Source organism: Bradyrhizobium manausense (assembly GCF_001440035.1).
Lineage (GTDB): Bacteria > Pseudomonadota > Alphaproteobacteria > Rhizobiales > Xanthobacteraceae > Bradyrhizobium > Bradyrhizobium manausense.
The window spans coordinates 78312-94740 of sequence record NZ_LJYG01000116.1 but is presented as its reverse complement, the minus strand read 5'-3'; the positions used below and the strand labels follow the sequence as shown (position 1 = coordinate 94740).

13 protein-coding genes, 1 other RNA gene and 1 pseudogene are annotated in these 16429 nt (G+C 65.0%); 7 read left to right on the top strand and 8 right to left on the bottom strand.

Annotation, left to right across the window (positions count from 1 at the left end; genetic code table 11):
- Positions 1-100 precede the first annotated feature (100 nt).
- The 4 genes from fba to tkt form a co-directional block, all read right to left on the bottom strand.
- Positions 101-1168: a class II fructose-bisphosphate aldolase gene (gene fba / locus AOQ71_RS40665; protein ID WP_057759308.1), complete on the bottom strand. Its 1068-nt coding sequence runs from the start codon at positions 1166-1168 to the stop codon at positions 101-103.
- A gap of 66 nt (positions 1169-1234) precedes the next feature.
- Complete coding sequence (locus tag AOQ71_RS40660) at positions 1235-2431, bottom strand: phosphoglycerate kinase (protein ID WP_057759306.1); 1197 nt, start codon at positions 2429-2431, stop codon at positions 1235-1237.
- A 118-nt stretch (positions 2432-2549) separates the two neighbouring features.
- Positions 2550-3557: a type I glyceraldehyde-3-phosphate dehydrogenase gene (gene gap / locus AOQ71_RS40655; protein WP_057759304.1), complete on the bottom strand. Its 1008-nt coding sequence runs from the start codon at positions 3555-3557 to the stop codon at positions 2550-2552.
- Positions 3558-3729: 172 nt separating this feature from the next.
- On the bottom strand, positions 3730-5715 hold the full coding sequence (tkt, locus tag AOQ71_RS40650; protein ID WP_057759302.1) for a transketolase: 1986 nt from the start codon (positions 5713-5715) through the stop codon (positions 3730-3732).
- Between the two features lie 384 nt (positions 5716-6099).
- On the opposite strand from tkt, the gene AOQ71_RS40645 reads away from it, so the two are divergent.
- From AOQ71_RS40645 to AOQ71_RS40630, 5 genes are all read left to right on the top strand, one after another.
- A complete protein-coding gene (locus tag AOQ71_RS40645; RefSeq protein ID WP_083514860.1) occupies positions 6100-6390 on the top strand; it encodes a DUF4164 domain-containing protein in 291 nt (96 codons plus the stop codon).
- Entirely contained in the window at positions 6387-6770 is a 384-nt protein-coding gene (locus tag AOQ71_RS40640; RefSeq protein WP_057759298.1) for a cell division protein ZapA, read from the top strand. Before AOQ71_RS40645 ends, AOQ71_RS40640 begins: the two co-directional genes overlap by 4 nt.
- Before the next feature lie 195 nt (positions 6771-6965).
- Positions 6966-7126, top strand: a non-coding RNA gene (gene ssrS, locus AOQ71_RS42145) — 6S RNA.
- A gap of 170 nt (positions 7127-7296) precedes the next feature.
- The gene (locus AOQ71_RS40635) at positions 7297-7893 is read left to right on the top strand and encodes a 5-formyltetrahydrofolate cyclo-ligase (protein ID WP_057759296.1); all 597 of its coding nucleotides are present in this window, start codon (positions 7297-7299) and stop codon (positions 7891-7893) included.
- Complete coding sequence (locus AOQ71_RS40630; protein WP_057759294.1) at positions 7871-8695, top strand: TIGR00282 family metallophosphoesterase; 825 nt, start codon at positions 7871-7873, stop codon at positions 8693-8695. Before AOQ71_RS40635 ends, AOQ71_RS40630 begins: the two co-directional genes overlap by 23 nt.
- A gap of 374 nt (positions 8696-9069) precedes the next feature.
- Here the strand turns inward: AOQ71_RS40630 and AOQ71_RS40620 are convergent, their stop codons facing one another.
- From AOQ71_RS40620 to AOQ71_RS40600, 4 genes are all read right to left on the bottom strand, one after another.
- Positions 9070-10413 carry a c-type cytochrome gene (locus AOQ71_RS40620; RefSeq protein WP_057759290.1) on the bottom strand — a complete coding sequence of 448 codons (1344 nt, stop codon included), beginning with the start codon at positions 10411-10413 and terminating at the stop codon, positions 9070-9072.
- A complete protein-coding gene (locus AOQ71_RS40615; RefSeq protein WP_057759288.1) occupies positions 10410-12575 on the bottom strand; it encodes a xanthine dehydrogenase family protein molybdopterin-binding subunit in 2166 nt (721 codons plus the stop codon). Before AOQ71_RS40615 ends, AOQ71_RS40620 begins: the two co-directional genes overlap by 4 nt.
- Before the next feature lie 8 nt (positions 12576-12583).
- Positions 12584-13048, bottom strand: a complete 465-nt coding sequence (locus AOQ71_RS40610; RefSeq protein WP_205668307.1) for a (2Fe-2S)-binding protein — start codon at positions 13046-13048, stop codon at positions 12584-12586.
- 470 nt (positions 13049-13518) lie between these two features.
- Positions 13519-15267 carry a methyl-accepting chemotaxis protein gene (locus tag AOQ71_RS40600; protein ID WP_057759282.1) on the bottom strand — a complete coding sequence of 583 codons (1749 nt, stop codon included), beginning with the start codon at positions 15265-15267 and terminating at the stop codon, positions 13519-13521.
- 208 nt (positions 15268-15475) lie between these two features.
- Here AOQ71_RS40600 and AOQ71_RS40595 point away from each other — a divergent pair, with 208 nt between their 5' ends.
- Together AOQ71_RS40595 and AOQ71_RS49465 are read left to right on the top strand one after the other, a co-directional pair.
- A complete protein-coding gene (locus tag AOQ71_RS40595) occupies positions 15476-16222 on the top strand; it encodes a YebC/PmpR family DNA-binding transcriptional regulator (RefSeq protein WP_057759280.1) in 747 nt (248 codons plus the stop codon).
- A 71-nt stretch (positions 16223-16293) separates the two neighbouring features.
- Positions 16294-16429: pseudogene (locus AOQ71_RS49465) on the top strand (crossover junction endodeoxyribonuclease RuvC); the annotation flags it as partial.

The window sequence follows — 16429 nt, the reverse complement described above, 5'->3', positions numbered from 1 at the left end:
GGGAGGGGACATCGGTCATTCCGGGTTCGCCGCTTTGCGGCGCCCCGGAATGACGGGAGAAGGTGCCTGCGGAGGGGTCTTACGCCACCCGCGCGATCGCTTACGCGACCTTGGGATCCAGCTCGCCCTTGGCGTAGCGCCTGGCCATCTCGGCGGTGGTCAGCACCTTCTTGATCTTCGCGGCCTGGCCTGCGGTGTTGAACTCCTGCAGCCGCTGCTTGCACAGCTTGGTCATGGCTTCCATCGCCGGCTTCAAATATTTGCGCGGATCGAACTCTTCCGGATTGTCCTTCAGCACCTTCCGGATCTGGCCGGTCATGGCCATGCGGTTGTCGGTGTCGATGTTGATCTTGCGCACGCCGTTCTTGATGCCGCGCTGGATCTCGGCAACCGGCACGCCCCAGGTCGGCTTCATCTTGCCGCCATAGGCGTTGATGATGTCCTGCAGGTCCTGCGGCACCGAGGAGGAGCCGTGCATGACCAGATGCGTGTTCGGCAGCTTGCGGTGGATCTCCTCGATCACGTTCATGGCGAGGATGTCGCCGTCAGGCTTGCGGGTGAATTTGTAGGCGCCGTGCGAAGTCCCCATCGCGATCGCGAGCGCGTCGACCTTGGTCTCCTGCACGAATTTCACGGCCTCGTCCGGATTGGTCAGCAGCTGATCATGCGACAGCTTGCCCTCGGCGCCGTGGCCGTCCTCCTTGTCGCCCATGCCGGTTTCGAGCGAGCCGAGCACGCCGAGTTCGCCCTCGACCGAGATGCCGCCGAGATGGGCCATGTCGGTCACGGTCTTGGTGACGCCGACATTGTAGGCCCAGTCGCCGGGGGTCTTGCCGTCGGCCTTGAGCGAGCCGTCCATCATGACAGAGGTGAAGCCGGCCTGGATCGCGGTCATGCAGGTCGCGGGCTCGTTGCCGTGGTCGAGATGCACGCACACCGGAATGTGCGGATAGATCTCGGTCACCGCGTCCATCATGTGCTTGAGCATGACGTCGTTGGCGTAGGAGCGCGCGCCGCGCGAGGCCTGGATGATGACGGGCGCGTCGACCTGGTTGGCCGCGTCCATGATCGCCAGCGCCTGCTCCATATTGTTGATGTTGAAGGCCGGTACGCCGTAATCGTTCTCAGCCGCATGGTCGAGCAATTGACGCAACGTGATCCGAGCCATCTGTCTATTTCTCCCGTTTGGGCCTGCAAGCTGACTTGAAGGGCCTATTGATTTCTTGCTGCCGGTTTACTTGGTGCGAAGCACTTCGACGCCGGGCAGCGGCTTGCCTTCCATCCATTCAAGAAATGCGCCGCCGGCGGTCGAGACATAGGTGAACGCACCTGCCACATGGGCCTGGTTGAGGGCCGCGACCGTATCGCCGCCGCCGGCGATCGAGATCAGCTTCTTGGCCTTGGTGCGCTCGGCCGCGTGCTTGGCGGCCGCGACCGTGCCGCGGTCGAACGGCTGCATCTCGAACGCCCCGAGCGGTCCGTTCCACACCAGCGTGGCCGCATCGTCGATCGCGGCCTGGACCCGCACGATCGATTGCGGGCCGACGTCGAGGATCATGCCGTCGGCCGGGATCGCATCGAGGCCGTAGGCATGCGAGGGCGCATTGGCCGCGAAGTGGTAGGCGACGGTGGCGTCAACGGGGAGGATGATGGCGCAATTGGCGGCTTCCGCCTTCTCCATGATCCGCAGCGCCGTGGGGGCGAGGTCCTTCTCCGCCAGCGACTTGCCGATCGCGACGCCCTGGGCATGCAGGAAGGTGTTGGCCATGCCGCCGCCGATCACCAGCGCATCGACCTTGGTGACGAGGTTTTCCAGGAGGTCGATCTTGGTCGAGACCTTGGCGCCGCCGATGATGGCGATAACAGGCTTGGTCGGCGAGCCCAGCGCCTTCTCCAGCGCGTCGAGCTCGGCCTGCATGGTGCGGCCGGCATAGGCCGGCAGCTTGTGGCCGAGGCCCTCGGTCGAGGCGTGGGCGCGGTGCGCCGCCGAGAACGCGTCGTTGACCCAGATGTCGCCGAGCTTTGCCAGCTCCGCGACGAAGGCCGGATCGTTCTTTTCTTCCTCTTTGTGGAAGCGGGTGTTTTCCAGACACAGGATGTCGCCATCCTTCAACGCCGCAACGGCCTTGGCCGCAGGCTCGCCGATGCAGTCGTCAGCGAAGGCGACGGGCCTCTTCAAGACGTTCGCCAGCGCTTCCGCGACGGGCCTCAGCGACTCCTTGGGGTCGCGTCCCTTCGGCCGGCCGAAATGCGCGAGCAGGATCACCTTGCCGCCCTTGTCCGCGATTTCATTGATGGTCGGCGCGACGCGCTCGAGCCGGGTCGCGTCGGTGACGCGGCCATTGTCCATGGGCACGTTGAGATCGACGCGCAGCAGCACGCGCTTGCCCTTCACGTCGACGTCGTCGAGGGTGCGGAATTTGTTGGTCATTGGATGGCCTCAACCACTTGGGCTGTCATTCCGGGGCGGTGCGCCAGCACCGAACCCGGAAACTCGAGATTCCGGGTCTGGTCGTTCGGACCATCCCGGAATGACGAAATCTGCGAGGTCAGATCACCTTGCTCATCGCAACGGCGGTGTCGGCCATGCGGTTCGAGAAGCCCCACTCGTTGTCGTACCAGCTCATCACGCGCACCAGCGTGCCGTTCTGCACCTTGGTCTGGTCCTCATGGAAGGTCGAGGAGTGCGGGTCGTGGTTGAAGTCGATCGAGACGTTCGGCGCATTGGTGTAGCCGAGCACGCCCTTGAGCTGCTGCTCGCTGGCGCGCTTCATCGCCGCGTTGATTTCCTTGGCGTCGGTTGAGCGCTTGGCGACGATCTTGAGGTCGACGACCGATACGTTCGGGGTCGGCACGCGGATCGCGACGCCGTCGAGCTTGCCCTTCAACTCGGGCAGCACCAGGCCGATGGCCTTGGCGGCGCCGGTCGAGGTCGGGATCATCGACATCGCCGCCGCGCGGCCGCGATAGAGATCCTTGTGCAGCGTGTCCAGCGTCGGCTGGTCGCCGGTATAGGCGTGGATCGTGGTCATGAAGCCGGTCTCGATGCCGACGAGGTCGTTCAGCACCTTGGCGATCGGCGCGAGGCAGTTGGTGGTGCAGGAACCGTTGGAGACGACCAGGTGATCCCTCGTCAGCGTCTCGTGGTTGACGCCGAAGACGATGGTGGCGTCGGCGCCGTCGGCGGGCGCGGAGACCAGCACGCGCTTGGCGCCGGCGGTCAGATGCGCGGAGGCCTTGTCCTTCGAGGTGAAGATGCCGGTGCATTCCAGCGCAATGTCGACGCCGAGATCCTTCCAGGGCAGTTTTGAGGGATCGCGTTCGGCAGTGACCTTGATCTTGCCGCCTCCGAGGCTGATCGAGTCACCCTCGACGGTCACGGTGCCGGGGAAGCGGCCATGGACGCTGTCATAGCGAAGGAGATGGGCATTGGTCTCGACCGGGCCGAGATCGTTGATGCCGACGACCTCGATGTCCTTGCGGCCGGACTCGGCGATGGCCCGCAGGACGTTGCGGCCGATGCGACCAAAACCGTTAATTCCAACGCGGACTGCCATGTTTCGTCTCCTTATGACCGTTCAGTGACGGCTGTTCAATGACCCCATCATCCCGCACAGCGCGCGCTTTGCGCGCCTGCGAGGGTTTTTTAGAGGCGGACGCCCGGTTCGGCCGGGCGGTGCTTGATCATATGGGACCTTACGTAGTCCTTTTTTTTGGCAAGCTCAACTCTCAGGAAACGCGCTTCAGCACAGCGTTAACCGTGGCCTCGGCGGTAATGCCGAAATGCTTGAAAAGCTCCTTCGCCGGACCGCTTTCGCCGAAGGAATGCATGCCCACGAATTCGCCATCCTGGCCGATCACCGCATCCCAGCCCCAGCGCACCGCAGCCTCGATCGCGACCTTCACCGGCGCGTTGCCGATGATCGCCGCGCGCTTGGCTTCTGGTTGCGCTAACAACAGCTCGAGCGAGGGCACCGAAACCACCCGTGACGCGATGCCGCGCTCGGCGAGCTGCTTCTGGGCGGCCACCGCGATCTCGACCTCGGAGCCGGACGCAAACAGAGACACCTTGGCTTCGCCCTGTGCCGGAACCAGTTCGTAGGCGCCCGCCGCGCAAGGGTTGTCGTTCGGCGCGGTGGTGCGGAGCTGCGGCAGGTTCTGGCGGGTCAACGCCAGCACGGTCGGGCCGTCCACGCGGTTCAGCGCAAGCTCCCAGCACTCGGCGACTTCCATGGCATCGCAGGGACGGAACACGCGCATGTTGGGAATGGCTCTGAGCGCTGAGAGATGCTCGACCGGCTGATGGGTCGGGCCGTCCTCGCCGAGGCCGATGGAATCGTGCGTCATCACGTAGACGACGCCGGCGCCCATCAATGCGGCGAGACGCATGGCAGGCCGCGCATAGTCGGTGAACACCAGGAAGGTTGCACCGTTCGGCGCGAAGCCGCCATGCAGGAAGATGCCGTTCATCGCAGCCGCCATGCCGTGCTCGCGGATGCCGTAATGGATGAAGCGGCCCTTCGGCGTCTTGGCCGAGAACGCGGTCGCCGACTTCGCCTTGTTGTTGTTGGAGCCGGTGAGGTCGGCGGAGCCTGCGAGGAATTCCATCGGCATCGCGCCGGCGATCACTTCGATGACCGCTTCGGACGATTTGCGGGTGGCCGCGACAAGCGGCTTTTCCAGCAGTTCCTTCTTGTAGGCGCGCATGGCTTTGGCGAGCGAAGCCGGGCGCTCATGGCGCAGGCGGCGTTCGAACTCGGCGCGCTTGCGGCTGCCGAGCTCACCGAGCCGAGCCTCCCACTCCTGACGCGCCGCGGCGCCGCGGCTGCCGGCTGCGCGCCAGGCTTTCAGCACGTCATCGGGCACCGAGAACGGCTCGAGCGAGATGCCGAGATTTTCCTTGGCGGCCTTCAGCTCGTCGGCGCCGAGCGCTTCGCCATGCGCCTTGGCGGTGCCGGCCTTGTGCGGCGCGCCGAAGCCGATGGTGGTGCGGCAGGCGATCAGCGTCGGCTTGTTGGATTTTTGCGCGCGGGTGATCGCAGCCGCGATCGCAGCCTGGTCGTGGCCGTCGATCTTCTCGGCGGCCCAGCCCGCCGACTTGAAGCGCTTCACCTGGTCGACCGAATCGGAGATCGAGGTCGGGCCGTCGATCGAGATGCCGTTGTCGTCGTAGAGCACGATCAGCTTGCCGAGCTTCCAGTGGCCGGCCATCGCGATCGCTTCCTGCGACACGCCCTCCATCAGGTCGCCGTCGGAGGCGAGCACATAGGTATGGTGGTCGACGATCTTCTTGCCGAACTCGGCGGCGAGCATCTTCTCGGCCAGCGCCATGCCGACCGCGGTCGAGATGCCCTGGCCGAGCGGGCCGGTGGTGGTCTCGATGCCCTTGGTGCGGAAGTTCTCCGGGTGCCCCGGCGTCAGCGAATCGACCTGGCGAAACTGCTTGATCTGGTCCAGCGTCATTTCGGAATTGCCGGTCAAGTACAGCAGCGAGTAGAGCAGCATCGAGCCGTGGCCGGCCGAGAGCACGAAGCGGTCGCGATCCGGCCAGGCCGGCGCCGCGGCATCGAATTTCAGGAATTGCGTGAACAGCACAGTGGCGATGTCGGCAGCGCCCATCGGCAGGCCGGGATGGCCCGATTTCGCTTTCTCGACAGCGTCCATCGAGAGGCCGCGGATCGCGTTGGCCATGCGGTTGTGGTCGACCTGCGTCATGTCTGAAATCCGTCTGAAATGAAGCGCTTGGCGGCGATTCGCCCGCGCGGAAAGGAGCCTTTCGGCCACTGAAGGTCGGGCTGGGATAGCACCTCGGTTCCGGGAGTCCAAGGCAATCAAACGCGCCAGGGCGCGAAAAGCTGCTTACGGCATGATCCGGAAAAGTGGAGGCCGGTTTTCCGGCCAGATCATGCCCGCAAGAACGGTGCATAGTTTCGCGGCGGCGTTGCGCTTGGCTAGCTTGCCACGTAAATTTCTGCTTCTAACCGCTTGCCGAACCGAGTCTTTTGCCGGACGGCAAGCCCGAAAGATGAAGGCCACGGGCAAAGCCCACAGGGTTCCGCCGCTGACTGCATGAACGATCGCGTATCCAAAAGCTCTGCCATGACGGAATCGTCCGCCGTCGAGATCGAGATCGCGACCCGCAGACTCACGGCGGCGCTCGACGCGCTCGAAAGCGCGGTCGAGCGAAGGCGTGATGCCGATCGCGACGAGAACGAGCTTGCGGCGCGGATCCAGGCGCTGGGCGCCGACCGCTCACGCCTCGCCGACGAGCTCGACGGCGCGCTGGTGAAGGCGCGCAAGCTCGAACGCGTCAATCGCGAGATCTCCGACCGGCTGGATTCCGCGATCGTCACGATACGCTCGGTGCTCGATACCGGAGAGGACGGATGAGCCACATCAACGTCACCATCAACGCAAGGCAATACCGCATGGCCTGCGAGGAGGGCCAGGAGGTGCGGCTGCTCAAGCTCGCCGAGAGCCTGGAGACGCGGATCCAGTCGTTGCGCGGAAAGTTCGGCGAGATCGGCGATGCGCGCCTCACCGTGATGGCAGCCCTGACCGTCTGCGACGAGCTGATCGACGCCGGCAACCGCATCCGCACCATGGAGCAGGAGCTGGTCGAGCTCCGGGATTTCCGCAACGCCGCCGTCGAGCGCGCCCGCATGACCCAGACCGCCGTGGTCAACGCCCTGAACGCCGCCGCCGAGCGCATCGAAAAGTCGACCCAGGTGCTGAACCGCACCGTCGGCAACGGGATTGCGATTGGGTGATCTTCTCCCTCCCCGTCATTCCGGGGCGCGCCCCATGGCGCGAGCCCGGAATCCATTCATCCACAGCGCCTGCGGCCCGATAGCTTCCAGGCTCGCGCTGCGCGCGCCAGTGGAGAGCGCACTTTTCGGCTTGGCACACAGCCCGGCGCTCCCGCCGGGCTGGCGATTCGTCAGTATCGTTGTTACATTGCTCCAGCGAGGCTGCGACGTGCGTCAGGAGCCATATATCCCCGGGGCCTTATCGATCCTTTAGGGAACTGTCCCTGGCCGGGCCCGTGGGCCCGGACATATGGTGCCCACCTACTTTCGTAGGGAACTCCGGGATCGAGTGCTTCAACGGCGTCCGCGGCTTCGCACTTGATATCTGCTTGGTTTGTACCTGTTGAATCGACTGCGGCCAGCTCAACCGGTGTCATTCCCCGCGAAAGCGGGGAATCCAGTACGCCGCGGCCTTTGTGTGAAGCACGACCGCCTCTGGAATACTGGATCACCCGCATTCGCGGGTGATGACCGCGAGCAAGCACACATGACGAACACAAAATCCGAACTCCGCGCCAAGGCCCTCGCGGCGCGCGATGCGCTCAGCGAGAAGAAGCGCATCACCGCCGCCGCAAAGCTCGCCAGGCGCGGGCTGCCGTTCAAGCTGCTGCCGGGCAGCATCGTCTCCGGCTATTCGCCGATCCGCAGCGAGATCGATCCGCTGCCGCTGATGAAGAAGCTCGCTGAGGACGGCGCCAGGCTGGCGCTGCCTTGCGTCACCGCGCGCGGCCAGTCGCTGATCTTCCGCATCTTCCATCCGAGCGACCGCCTGATGCTCGGCCCGCTCGGCATTCCCGAGCCGTCGCCCGCGGCCGCCGAGGTCATTCCCGATATCATGCTGACGCCGCTCGCGGCGTTCGACCGCCTCGGCCATCGCATCGGCTATGGCGCGGGGCATTACGATTTCACCTTCGCGCATTTGCGCAAAGCGAAGCACATCGTCGGCATCGGGCTCGCTTTCGCTGCGCAGGAGATCAAGGCGGTTCCGGCACTATCCCACGACGTGGCGCTGGATTATGTGCTAACGGAAAGCGACGTGTTCGATTTCCGGAGTTCTGAAGTTGCGCATTCTCTTCGTGGGTGATGTCGTCGGCCGCAGCGGGCGTAGCGCCGTCGCCGAATATCTGCCCGGCATGGTCAAGGACTGGTCGCTCGATTTCGTCGTGGTCAACGGCGAGAATTCGGCCGGCGGCTTCGGCATCACGGAAGCGATCTATCAGGAGTTTTTAGACGCCGGTGCCGACGCGGTGACCTTGGGCAATCACTCCTGGGACCAGCGCGAAGCGCTTGTCTTCATCGAGCGCGCCGAGCGCCTGGTGCGGCCCGCGAACTATCCGCGCGGCACGCCCGGCCGCGGCGCCGCTTTGGTCGAGACCAAGAACGGCAAGCATGCCCTCGTCGTCAACGCTTTGGGCCGCGTCTTCATGACCCCGTTCGACGATCCCTTTGCCGCGCTCGAGCGCGAGCTGGGCGCCTGTCCGCTCGGCGTCGCCGCGGATGCCATCGTCGTCGACTTCCATTGCGAGGCCTCCAGCGAGAAGCAGGGCATCGGCTTCTTCTGCGACGGCCGCGCCAGCCTCGTCGTCGGCACCCACACGCATGTGCCGACTGCCGACCACCAGATCCTCTCGGGCGGCACCGCCTACATGACCGACGCCGGCATGACCGGCGACTACGATTCCATCATCGGCATGCAGAAGGAAGAGCCGCTGCGCCGGTTCACGTCGGGGATTCCGTCGGGCCGGTTCGAGCCGGCCGCGGGCGTGGCGACGCTCAGCGGTGTGGCCGTGGAGACGGATGACGCGACGGGGCTGGCGCTACGCATCGCACCGGTGCGCGTCGGTGGAAGGCTGGAGCCGGCAACACCGAAGTTCTGGTTGAGCTGAAGAACGAAGCTACACTCTCCGAAATCGTAGGGTGGGCAAAGGCGCACTTGCGCCGTGCCCACGATCTCTCTCCATGTTCGCAAAGCGCGTGGGCACGCTTCCGCCTTCGCTCTTCGAGCTACGGTGGACAAGTCGCTTTGCCCACCTTGAGCTAGCAGCGCGTCATACTCAGTGTCGTCCCGGTGTCGTCCCGGCGAAGGCCGGGACCCATACGCCGCAGCAGCAGTTGTCGCGCGAGATTGCCATTGCTCGTCTTCGCAAGACTCTTGCTGCGGCGTATGGGTCCCGGATCTGCGCTGCGCTTGTCCGGGACGACAGCGGGGATTGATGCGCGATCATGCGTCAATCCCTTGCCGTAGGCAACGTGCGACACCCTACTCCGCCGTCTGCCCCCTCAACTCCGCCACGTCCTTCGCCGTCAGATTCGAGCCCTTCGCCCCGAACCGCGCCGTGACGTAATTCGCCACCGCCGCGATCTCGTCATCGCTATACGCCTTGCCGAACGCCGGCATCGACAGCGCGCCTTCAGGCGTGTGCCTGATGGTGCCGGAGATCACGATCTGCGCGACGTTGGTGGCGGCGGGATCGTTGACGGCCCAGGTGCCGGTCAGCGTTGCCATCGGCGAGACCGGGCTCTCGCCGCTCCAGCCGTGACAGCTGGCGCAGGCGCTGGCGAACACTTTTTTGCCGCGCGCGTCGGCGGTCGCGCCTTCTTTGGGAGAGGCGGGAGCGACCGGAGCCGTCGTGGCCGGCAGATCAGGCGAGGAGACCGGCGGCACGCTGCGCAAATACGCAACGATGGCGCGGATGTCCTCCGGCGCGAACTGGCTAAAACTGTGGTCGACGGCTTCGCCCATCGGACCCGAGGCCGAGCCGTGGCCCGGCGCGTGGCCGAGCGACAGGTACGAGATCAGATCCTGATCGCTCCAGTTGCCGAGACCCGTCGCCTTGTCCGAGGAGATATTGAAGGCGTGCCAGCCGGCGGTGATCGCGCCTGCAAACTTCTTGCGGTTGTCGAGCGCGAAGCCGAGATTGCGCGGGGTGTGGCACTCGCCGCAATGCGCCAGCGCTTCGGCCAGATACGCGCCTCTGTTCCACTCCGGGCTCTTCGAGGTATCAGGCGCAAAGCGCGTGTCGGGATTGAACACGGCCGACCAGAAGATCATCGCCCAGCGCTGGTTGAACGGGAACGACAGCGTGTTGTCGGGCGCCCTGGCGTGCACCGCCGGCAGGCTGAACAGATAGGCCTTCACCGCCAGCACGTCCTCGTCGCTCATGTAGGTGTAGGACGTGTAGGGCATTGCCGGATAAAGCCGTGCACCGTCATGGCGCTTGCCGCGCTGGACCGCGTTGAGAAAATCCTGGTCGCTGTAATTGCCGATGCCGGTGTCCGTGTCCGGCGTGATGTTGGTGGAATAGAGCGTGCCGAAGGGCAGCTTGAAGGCCAGCCCGCCGGCATAGTCCTTCTCGCCGGGCTTGGTGTGGCAGACCATGCAGTCGGCTGCCTTCGCCAGATATTCGCCGCGCTCGACCAGGCTCGCTTTCTCCAACTTGGCGGGCGCACCGGTCGGCTTGCCGGCGCGGTCATCCGCCAGCGCCACCTTGGTGCCGCCGGCAAAATCGAGCGGCCCCGGTCCTCGGATGATGAAGACGCCTGCTACCACCGCAACGATGGCGATCACGACGATGCCAGCGAGGATACGCATTGTCCTGTTCATGCCTTCCTCCCCGCAGCCAGCAGTTTCCGGTCAACGGGTAAGCGCCGCAGCGCCACGCCGGTTGCGGCAAGAATCGCGTTGCGCAGCGCCGGCGGTCCGGCGTTGACGCCGGCCTCGCCGATGCCGCCGGGTGCTTCGCCGCTCTTGACGACGGTCACCTCGACCTTCGGCGTCTCGTTGATGCGCATCATGCGGTAGTCGTGGAAGTTCGACTGCTGCACACGGCCCTTGTCGATGGTGATCTCGCCATAGAGCGCGGCGGTGAGGCCGAAGATCAGGCCGCCCTCGATCTGCGCCTTCACCGTGTCAGGGTTGACCGCAATGCCGGTGTCCACGACCGAGGTGACGCGGCGGAGCACGATCTCGCCGATGTCGTCGATCTCGGCCTCGACCACGGTTGCGATGAAGCTCGCGAAAGACGGCTGCACGCAGACGCCGCGGCCGACGCGGGCCGGCAACGGCTGGCCCCAGCCTGACTTTTCAGCCACCTGGTTGAGCACAGCGAGCATCCGTGGGTTCTTGGTCAGCATGGATTTCCGGAATTCGATCGGGTCCTTGCCGGCCTTGCGCGCCAGCTCGTCCATGGCGCATTCGACCGCGAACACGTTGTTGTTCGGGCCGACGCCGCGCCAGAAGCCTGTGGGTATCGACAGCGGTTCGGCCCGGACATATTCGACGTGGAAATTGGCGAAATCGTAGGGCGCATCGACCGCGGCATCGATGGCGTCGATGTCGATGCCCTGCTGGAACGCCGGCGGCAGCCACCGCGCCAGGATCGCGGATCCCGCGACCTTGTACTTCCAGCCTAAGACCTTGCCGTCGACCAGCGAGGCCGTGATCTGGTCGCGATAAACCGGACGGTAGACATCGTGCTGGATGTCTTCCTCGCGCGTCCAGATCACCTTGACGGGATAGTCGACCTGCTTTGCGATTTTCACCGCCGCAACCACCATGTCGGGCTCGAGCTTGCGGCCGAAGCCGCCGCCGAGCAGGTGCTGATTGACGATCACCTTGTCGACGGGAAGACCGGCGGCCTTCGCCGCCTCCGACTGCACCCGCGTCATGATCTGCGTGCCGGTCCAGATCTCACAGGCATCTGGCCTGACATGGACGGTGGCGTTGATCGGCTCCATCGAGGCGTGCGCCAGGAACGGCAGTTCGTACGCCGCCTCGAACCTGTCGCCAGCGGCGAGCGCGTTGGCGATATCACCGGTCGACTTGGCGACCGCGCCGTCCTTCTCGCTGGCCTTGCGCAAATCGTCCCAGATGTCCTTGGTGGAGATTTTTGCGTTCGGCCCCTCGTTCCATTCGATCTTGAGCGCCTCGAGACCTTTCTTCGCCGCCCACATGTGATCGCCGATCACGGCAACGGCGTCGTCGAGCACGACGACCTTGCGCACGCCGGCGACTTTCATCGCCGCGCTGTCGTCGACCTTGGCGACCTTGCCGCCGAACACAGGGCAATTGGCGATCGCGGCGATCTTCATGTCGGGCAGGATCGCGTCAATGCCGTAGAGCGCCTTGCCGTTGACCTTGTCCGGCGTGTCGAGCCGCTTCAGCGGCTGGCCGATCAGAACGAAATCCTTGGGGTCCTTGACTGCGACGTCCTTGGGCGGCGTCTGGCTCTGCGCGGCAAGCGCCAGCTCGCCATAGCGAAGCTTGCGGCCGCTCGCGGCATGGGCGACCTCGCCCCTCGAAGCCGTGCAGCTTGCCGGCTCGACGTCCCACTGGCTGGCGGCGGCCTGCACCAGCATCGCGCGCGCGGTCGCGCCGGCCTTGCGCAGCGGCAGCCACCAGGCGCGGATCGAATTGGAATTGCCGGTGACCTGCAAGCCGAAGGTCGGGTTGCCGTAAAGCTTGTCGTCGGGCGGGGCGTGCTGCACCTCGACCTTGCTCCAGTCGGCGTCGAGCTCTTCGGCGATCACTGCCGAGATCGAGGTATACGTGCCCTGACCCATCTCGACCTGGGGCATCATCAGCACGGTGCGGCCGGTCTCGTCGATGCGGATGAAGGCGTTCGGCGCGAACTTGCCGTCGGTCGCGTCCTTCTGCACCGGCTCGTTCGGGGCGGCGCGCAGCGGTAGATGGAAGGCGAGCAGGAAACCGCCGGCGAGGCCGCCGGTCAGCAGCGCGCGGCGGGAGAGATTGTCGGGTGCATTCATGGCGGACCTCACGCCTGTTTGCCGGTGGCGGCGAGCTTGATGGCCTCGCGGATGCGCACATAGGTGCCGCAGCGGCAGATGTTGCCGGCCATCGCTGCATCGATGTCGGCATCGTCAGGATTGGGCGTTGTCGCCAGCAGCGCCGCGGCCGACATGATCTGGCCGGACTGGCAGTAGCCGCACTGGATCACTTCGGCCTCCAGCCAGGCCTTCTGCACCTTCGCGCCCGCGGGCGTCGTGCCGACATGCTCGATGGTGGTGATGGCGCGGCTTCCGACCGCGCTGACCGGGAGCACGCAGGAGCGCACCGCCTTGCCATCGACATGCACCGTGCAGGCGCCGCATTGCGCGATGCCGCAGCCGAACTTGGTGCCGGTCATCCCCAGGATGTCGCGCAGCACCCACAGCAGCGGCATGTCAGGTGGTGCATCGAACGATTTCGTTTCGCCATTGATGGTGAGAACTGTTGCCATATGCATCCCCTTGCTCGCACCGGATCGCTTGCGGCGACCTGCTCGGCGAAATTTCGCGCGACCATGATCATACCGATGCGCAACGATGAAGCTTTCAAATTCGCAGCAATGCATATCTGCGCCGGCGAAGCGTCACGCCATGACGTTCACGAATTTGTGCGGCGATTGCTGCAAAGCTTTTGGGCTAATTGATATGATAATCGTCATGTTTTGACGCATTTTCGTCATGACGCCGCCGATCGGAGCAGGACAATCGTGCGAACACGCAAAATCACGCGATGACGAAATTCGTGCGATTGGGAAAATTGGGAGGCGGCGAGAGGCGCACGGTCTGTTGCTGTGCCCACGTCGCAGGTGTTTTGCCCGACGAGTCAACAGCCCTTAGACGCCTGGCGCGTGATGTGGCGCCAAGCCATTGATTCCTCACGCCCCGGCTACTGTGCATGGGGTTGTTTTCGATATTTTGCTCGCTACAGCTTGTAAGCCGTGCGAAAGCCACCCCAGTGCCGGCCCTGTACGCGGATCGGGACGTCGATCTCGCGCATCATCACCGTGTTGCCGTTGCCCATGTCGCGCGCATAGCTCTGGATCAGATAGGAGCGCTGGTTGTGCGCGGCCGCCAGCCCCGCTGCATCGTTGAAGATGCGCCGGTTGCGGCAATTGGCCGTGTTCCAGGCGACATCGCCCGGCCGCTGCGGATGTGAATAGATCTTGTTGTGAACAGGCAGGAAGCCGTTGCGGTCGACCATGGCGCAGAACGCCATGCGCGGCTCCCTGGCGAGAAAGGCCTCCTGGAACGGCGGCAGCGCGCGGTCGGCCCAGTCGAGATATTTCGTGCGGTATTGCTGCGGATTGGTGCCCGCGATCTCCGCGTAGTCGGTGTCGAAGAGGTCGTCCATCTTGACCTCGCCGCGCGCGACGGCCTGCTCGAAGATTTTTGTCAGCGCGTTGCCGGCCTCCATCGCGCGGGTGACGAACTCGGTGTTTTCCTCGTGGATCGACCAGAGCTTGTCTTCGATCTTTTCGCGCAGCTCGGCATTGGGGCTGACGAATTGCGTGCGCGCGCCGGCCTTGGATTGCTCGATCACCCGCAGGCGGCAGGCGCCGATATCTTCGAGGCTGCCGTCGATGATCGCCTGGGCTGCGAGCCTGGATGCTTCCGTGCCGCCGATCAAGACGCCGTCCATCGCGATCTCATAGACCGGCAGCACGCCGCGCGCGCTGTCGAATTTGAGATGGCAGGGCAGGCGCTCGGTCTTGCGGCGGTCGTCGTGCTCGCTCTGCTTGAGCAGCACCGCGCAGCGCGATTTCAGCTTCTGCGCGAAGGTCGTCACGGCCTTGCCGGCGCTGGCGACGTTCTCGCCGTGAGTCTCGGCCGCCTTGGTCGCGGCGTCGATCTCGGCCGCGCTCTCGCCGACGGCGATGATGAATTGCGAGGCGCTGCTGGCGTTGCCTGACACCTCGCTGGTGGTGGCATTCTGCTCGGCCACCGCGCCGTTGACGGTGTCGAACACCGGGCGGATCGCCTCGATCGCCTGCGAGATCCGGTGCACCGCGTCGACGGAGCCGGCGGCGTCGCGCTGCAGCGCGTCGATCTTCTTGGAGATCTCCTCCGTCGCGCTCTGGGTCTGCACCGCCAGCGCCTTCACCTCGGTCGCGACGACGGCAAAGCCCTTGCCGGCAGCGCCGGCGCGCGCGGCTTCGATGGTGGAGTTGAGCGCGAGCAGTGTGGTCTGCCGCGCGATCTGGGCGATCAGGTTGACGACGTTGCCGATCGCCGCAGAGGATTCGCGCAGGCGGTCGACATTTTCGCGCGCTTCCTGCGCCGCGGCGCTGGCCTGATCGGCGAGCTTGCCGGCCTCGCGGACCTGCGTGCCGATGCCTCGTGCGGATTGGGTGAACTTGTCGGCGGCATCCGCAAAGCTCGAGGCGTTGGACTGCGCGGCATTGGTCCGCCCGGTCAGCGCGTCGGTACGCCTACGGATATCGGCGAGCGTCGCCGCGGTCGCATCGGCGCCGCCCGCGACCGAATTGGCGGCGCGCTCGAGCTGCCGGATCATGGCGCCGAGCTCGAGTTCCAGCAGTTCCAGGATCTCGCGGGCCGAATCGGCTTCCGTGGCCGGAGCCGGCGCGGGCTGGGCGGCCGGCACCGCGGTCTGCGGGCTTGCCGCTGGCGCCACCATGTCGGGCAGGCGCTTCCGGAAAAATGCGAACGCCATTGGGACTACTCTTGTGGGAAGATGGCCGGACGCTATTTTTGCAGGCCGGGATGAAATCAGGGTTAACGGTGCCTGAGTTTTGGGCACTGGCCTCTACGATCTTACCTTAAAGTATGAGAGGCTCTTTCATTCCGGCGGGTTGGCGGCCTATAAGGCCGCGCATCCCCAGGCTCACCTTTGACGCACGATTCCCTAGAGAAGATCACGCATGGCCGGACATTCCCAATTCAAGAACATCATGCATCGCAAGGGGCGGCAGGATGCCCAGAAGTCGAAGCTGTTCGGCAAGCTGGCGCGGGAAATCACCGTCGCAGCCAAGCTCGGCACGCCCGACCCCGCCATGAACCCCCGCCTGCGCGCCGCCGTGATCGCCGCGCGGCAGGAGAACATGCCGAAGGACAATATCGAGCGCGCCATCAAGAAGGCGCTCGGCAGCGATGGCGAGAATTATGACGAGATCCGCTACGAGGGCTACGGCCCGGGCGGTGTCGCCGTCATCGTCGAGGCCCTGACCGACAACCGCAACCGCGCCGCCTCCGACATCCGCTCCTTCTTCACCAAATCCGGCGGCAATCTCGGCGAAACCGGTTCGGTCTCCTTCATGTTCGACCGCACCGGCATCATCGAATATGACCGCAGCGTTGCCGATGACGACGCAGTGCTGGATGCCGCGATCGAGGCCGGCGCCGACGACGTGGTCTCGGGCGAGGGCGGCCACGAAATCTACGCTTCAACGGAAAGCTATCGCGACGTCGCCAAGGCACTGGAAGCCAGGTTCGGCGAGCCGCGCAAGGCCGCGCTGATCTGGAAGCCGCAGAACACGGTCGCGGTCGACGACGAGACCGGCGAGAAGCTGCTCAAGCTGATGGACCTGCTCAACGAGCATGACGACGTCCAGAACGTCTACGCCAATTTCGAGGTATCGGACGCCCTGATGGCGAAGATGGGCGGCTGAGGGTCCCTTTCTCCGGGGACTTCTGTTCTGTTTCTGTTTCGCTATCATGGGCCAACCGCTATCACTGGCCCATGACCGCGCTCCCGATTCGCCAACCCGTTCGCATCATCGGCATCGACCCCGGCCTGCGCCGCACCGGCTGGGGCGTGATCGAGGCTGAGGGCAACCGACTGATCTATGTCGCCTGCGGTTCGGTGGAACCGCCCG

Excerpts from the sequence above, each read along its gene's own strand:
- fba (WP_057759308.1), bottom strand. The coding sequence starts at position 1,168 with ATGGCTCGGATCACGTTGCGTCAATTGCTCGACCATGCGGCTGAGAAC.
- AOQ71_RS40660 (WP_057759306.1), bottom strand. The coding sequence starts at position 2,431 with ATGACCAACAAATTCCGCACCCTCGACGACGTCGACGTGAAGGGCAAG.
- gap (WP_057759304.1), bottom strand. The coding sequence starts at position 3,557 with ATGGCAGTCCGCGTTGGAATTAACGGTTTTGGTCGCATCGGCCGCAAC.
- tkt (WP_057759302.1), bottom strand. The coding sequence starts at position 5,715 with ATGACGCAGGTCGACCACAACCGCATGGCCAACGCGATCCGCGGCCTC.
- AOQ71_RS40645 (WP_083514860.1), top strand. The coding sequence starts at position 6,100 with ATGACGGAATCGTCCGCCGTCGAGATCGAGATCGCGACCCGCAGACTC.
- AOQ71_RS40640 (WP_057759298.1), top strand. The coding sequence starts at position 6,387 with ATGAGCCACATCAACGTCACCATCAACGCAAGGCAATACCGCATGGCC.
- AOQ71_RS40635 (WP_057759296.1), top strand. The coding sequence starts at position 7,297 with ATGACGAACACAAAATCCGAACTCCGCGCCAAGGCCCTCGCGGCGCGC.
- AOQ71_RS40620 (WP_057759290.1), bottom strand. The coding sequence starts at position 10,413 with ATGAACAGGACAATGCGTATCCTCGCTGGCATCGTCGTGATCGCCATC.
- AOQ71_RS40615 (WP_057759288.1), bottom strand. The coding sequence starts at position 12,575 with ATGAATGCACCCGACAATCTCTCCCGCCGCGCGCTGCTGACCGGCGGC.
- AOQ71_RS40610 (WP_205668307.1), bottom strand. The coding sequence starts at position 13,048 with ATGGCAACAGTTCTCACCATCAATGGCGAAACGAAATCGTTCGATGCA.
- AOQ71_RS40600 (WP_057759282.1), bottom strand. The coding sequence starts at position 15,267 with ATGGCGTTCGCATTTTTCCGGAAGCGCCTGCCCGACATGGTGGCGCCA.
- AOQ71_RS40595 (WP_057759280.1), top strand. The coding sequence starts at position 15,476 with ATGGCCGGACATTCCCAATTCAAGAACATCATGCATCGCAAGGGGCGG.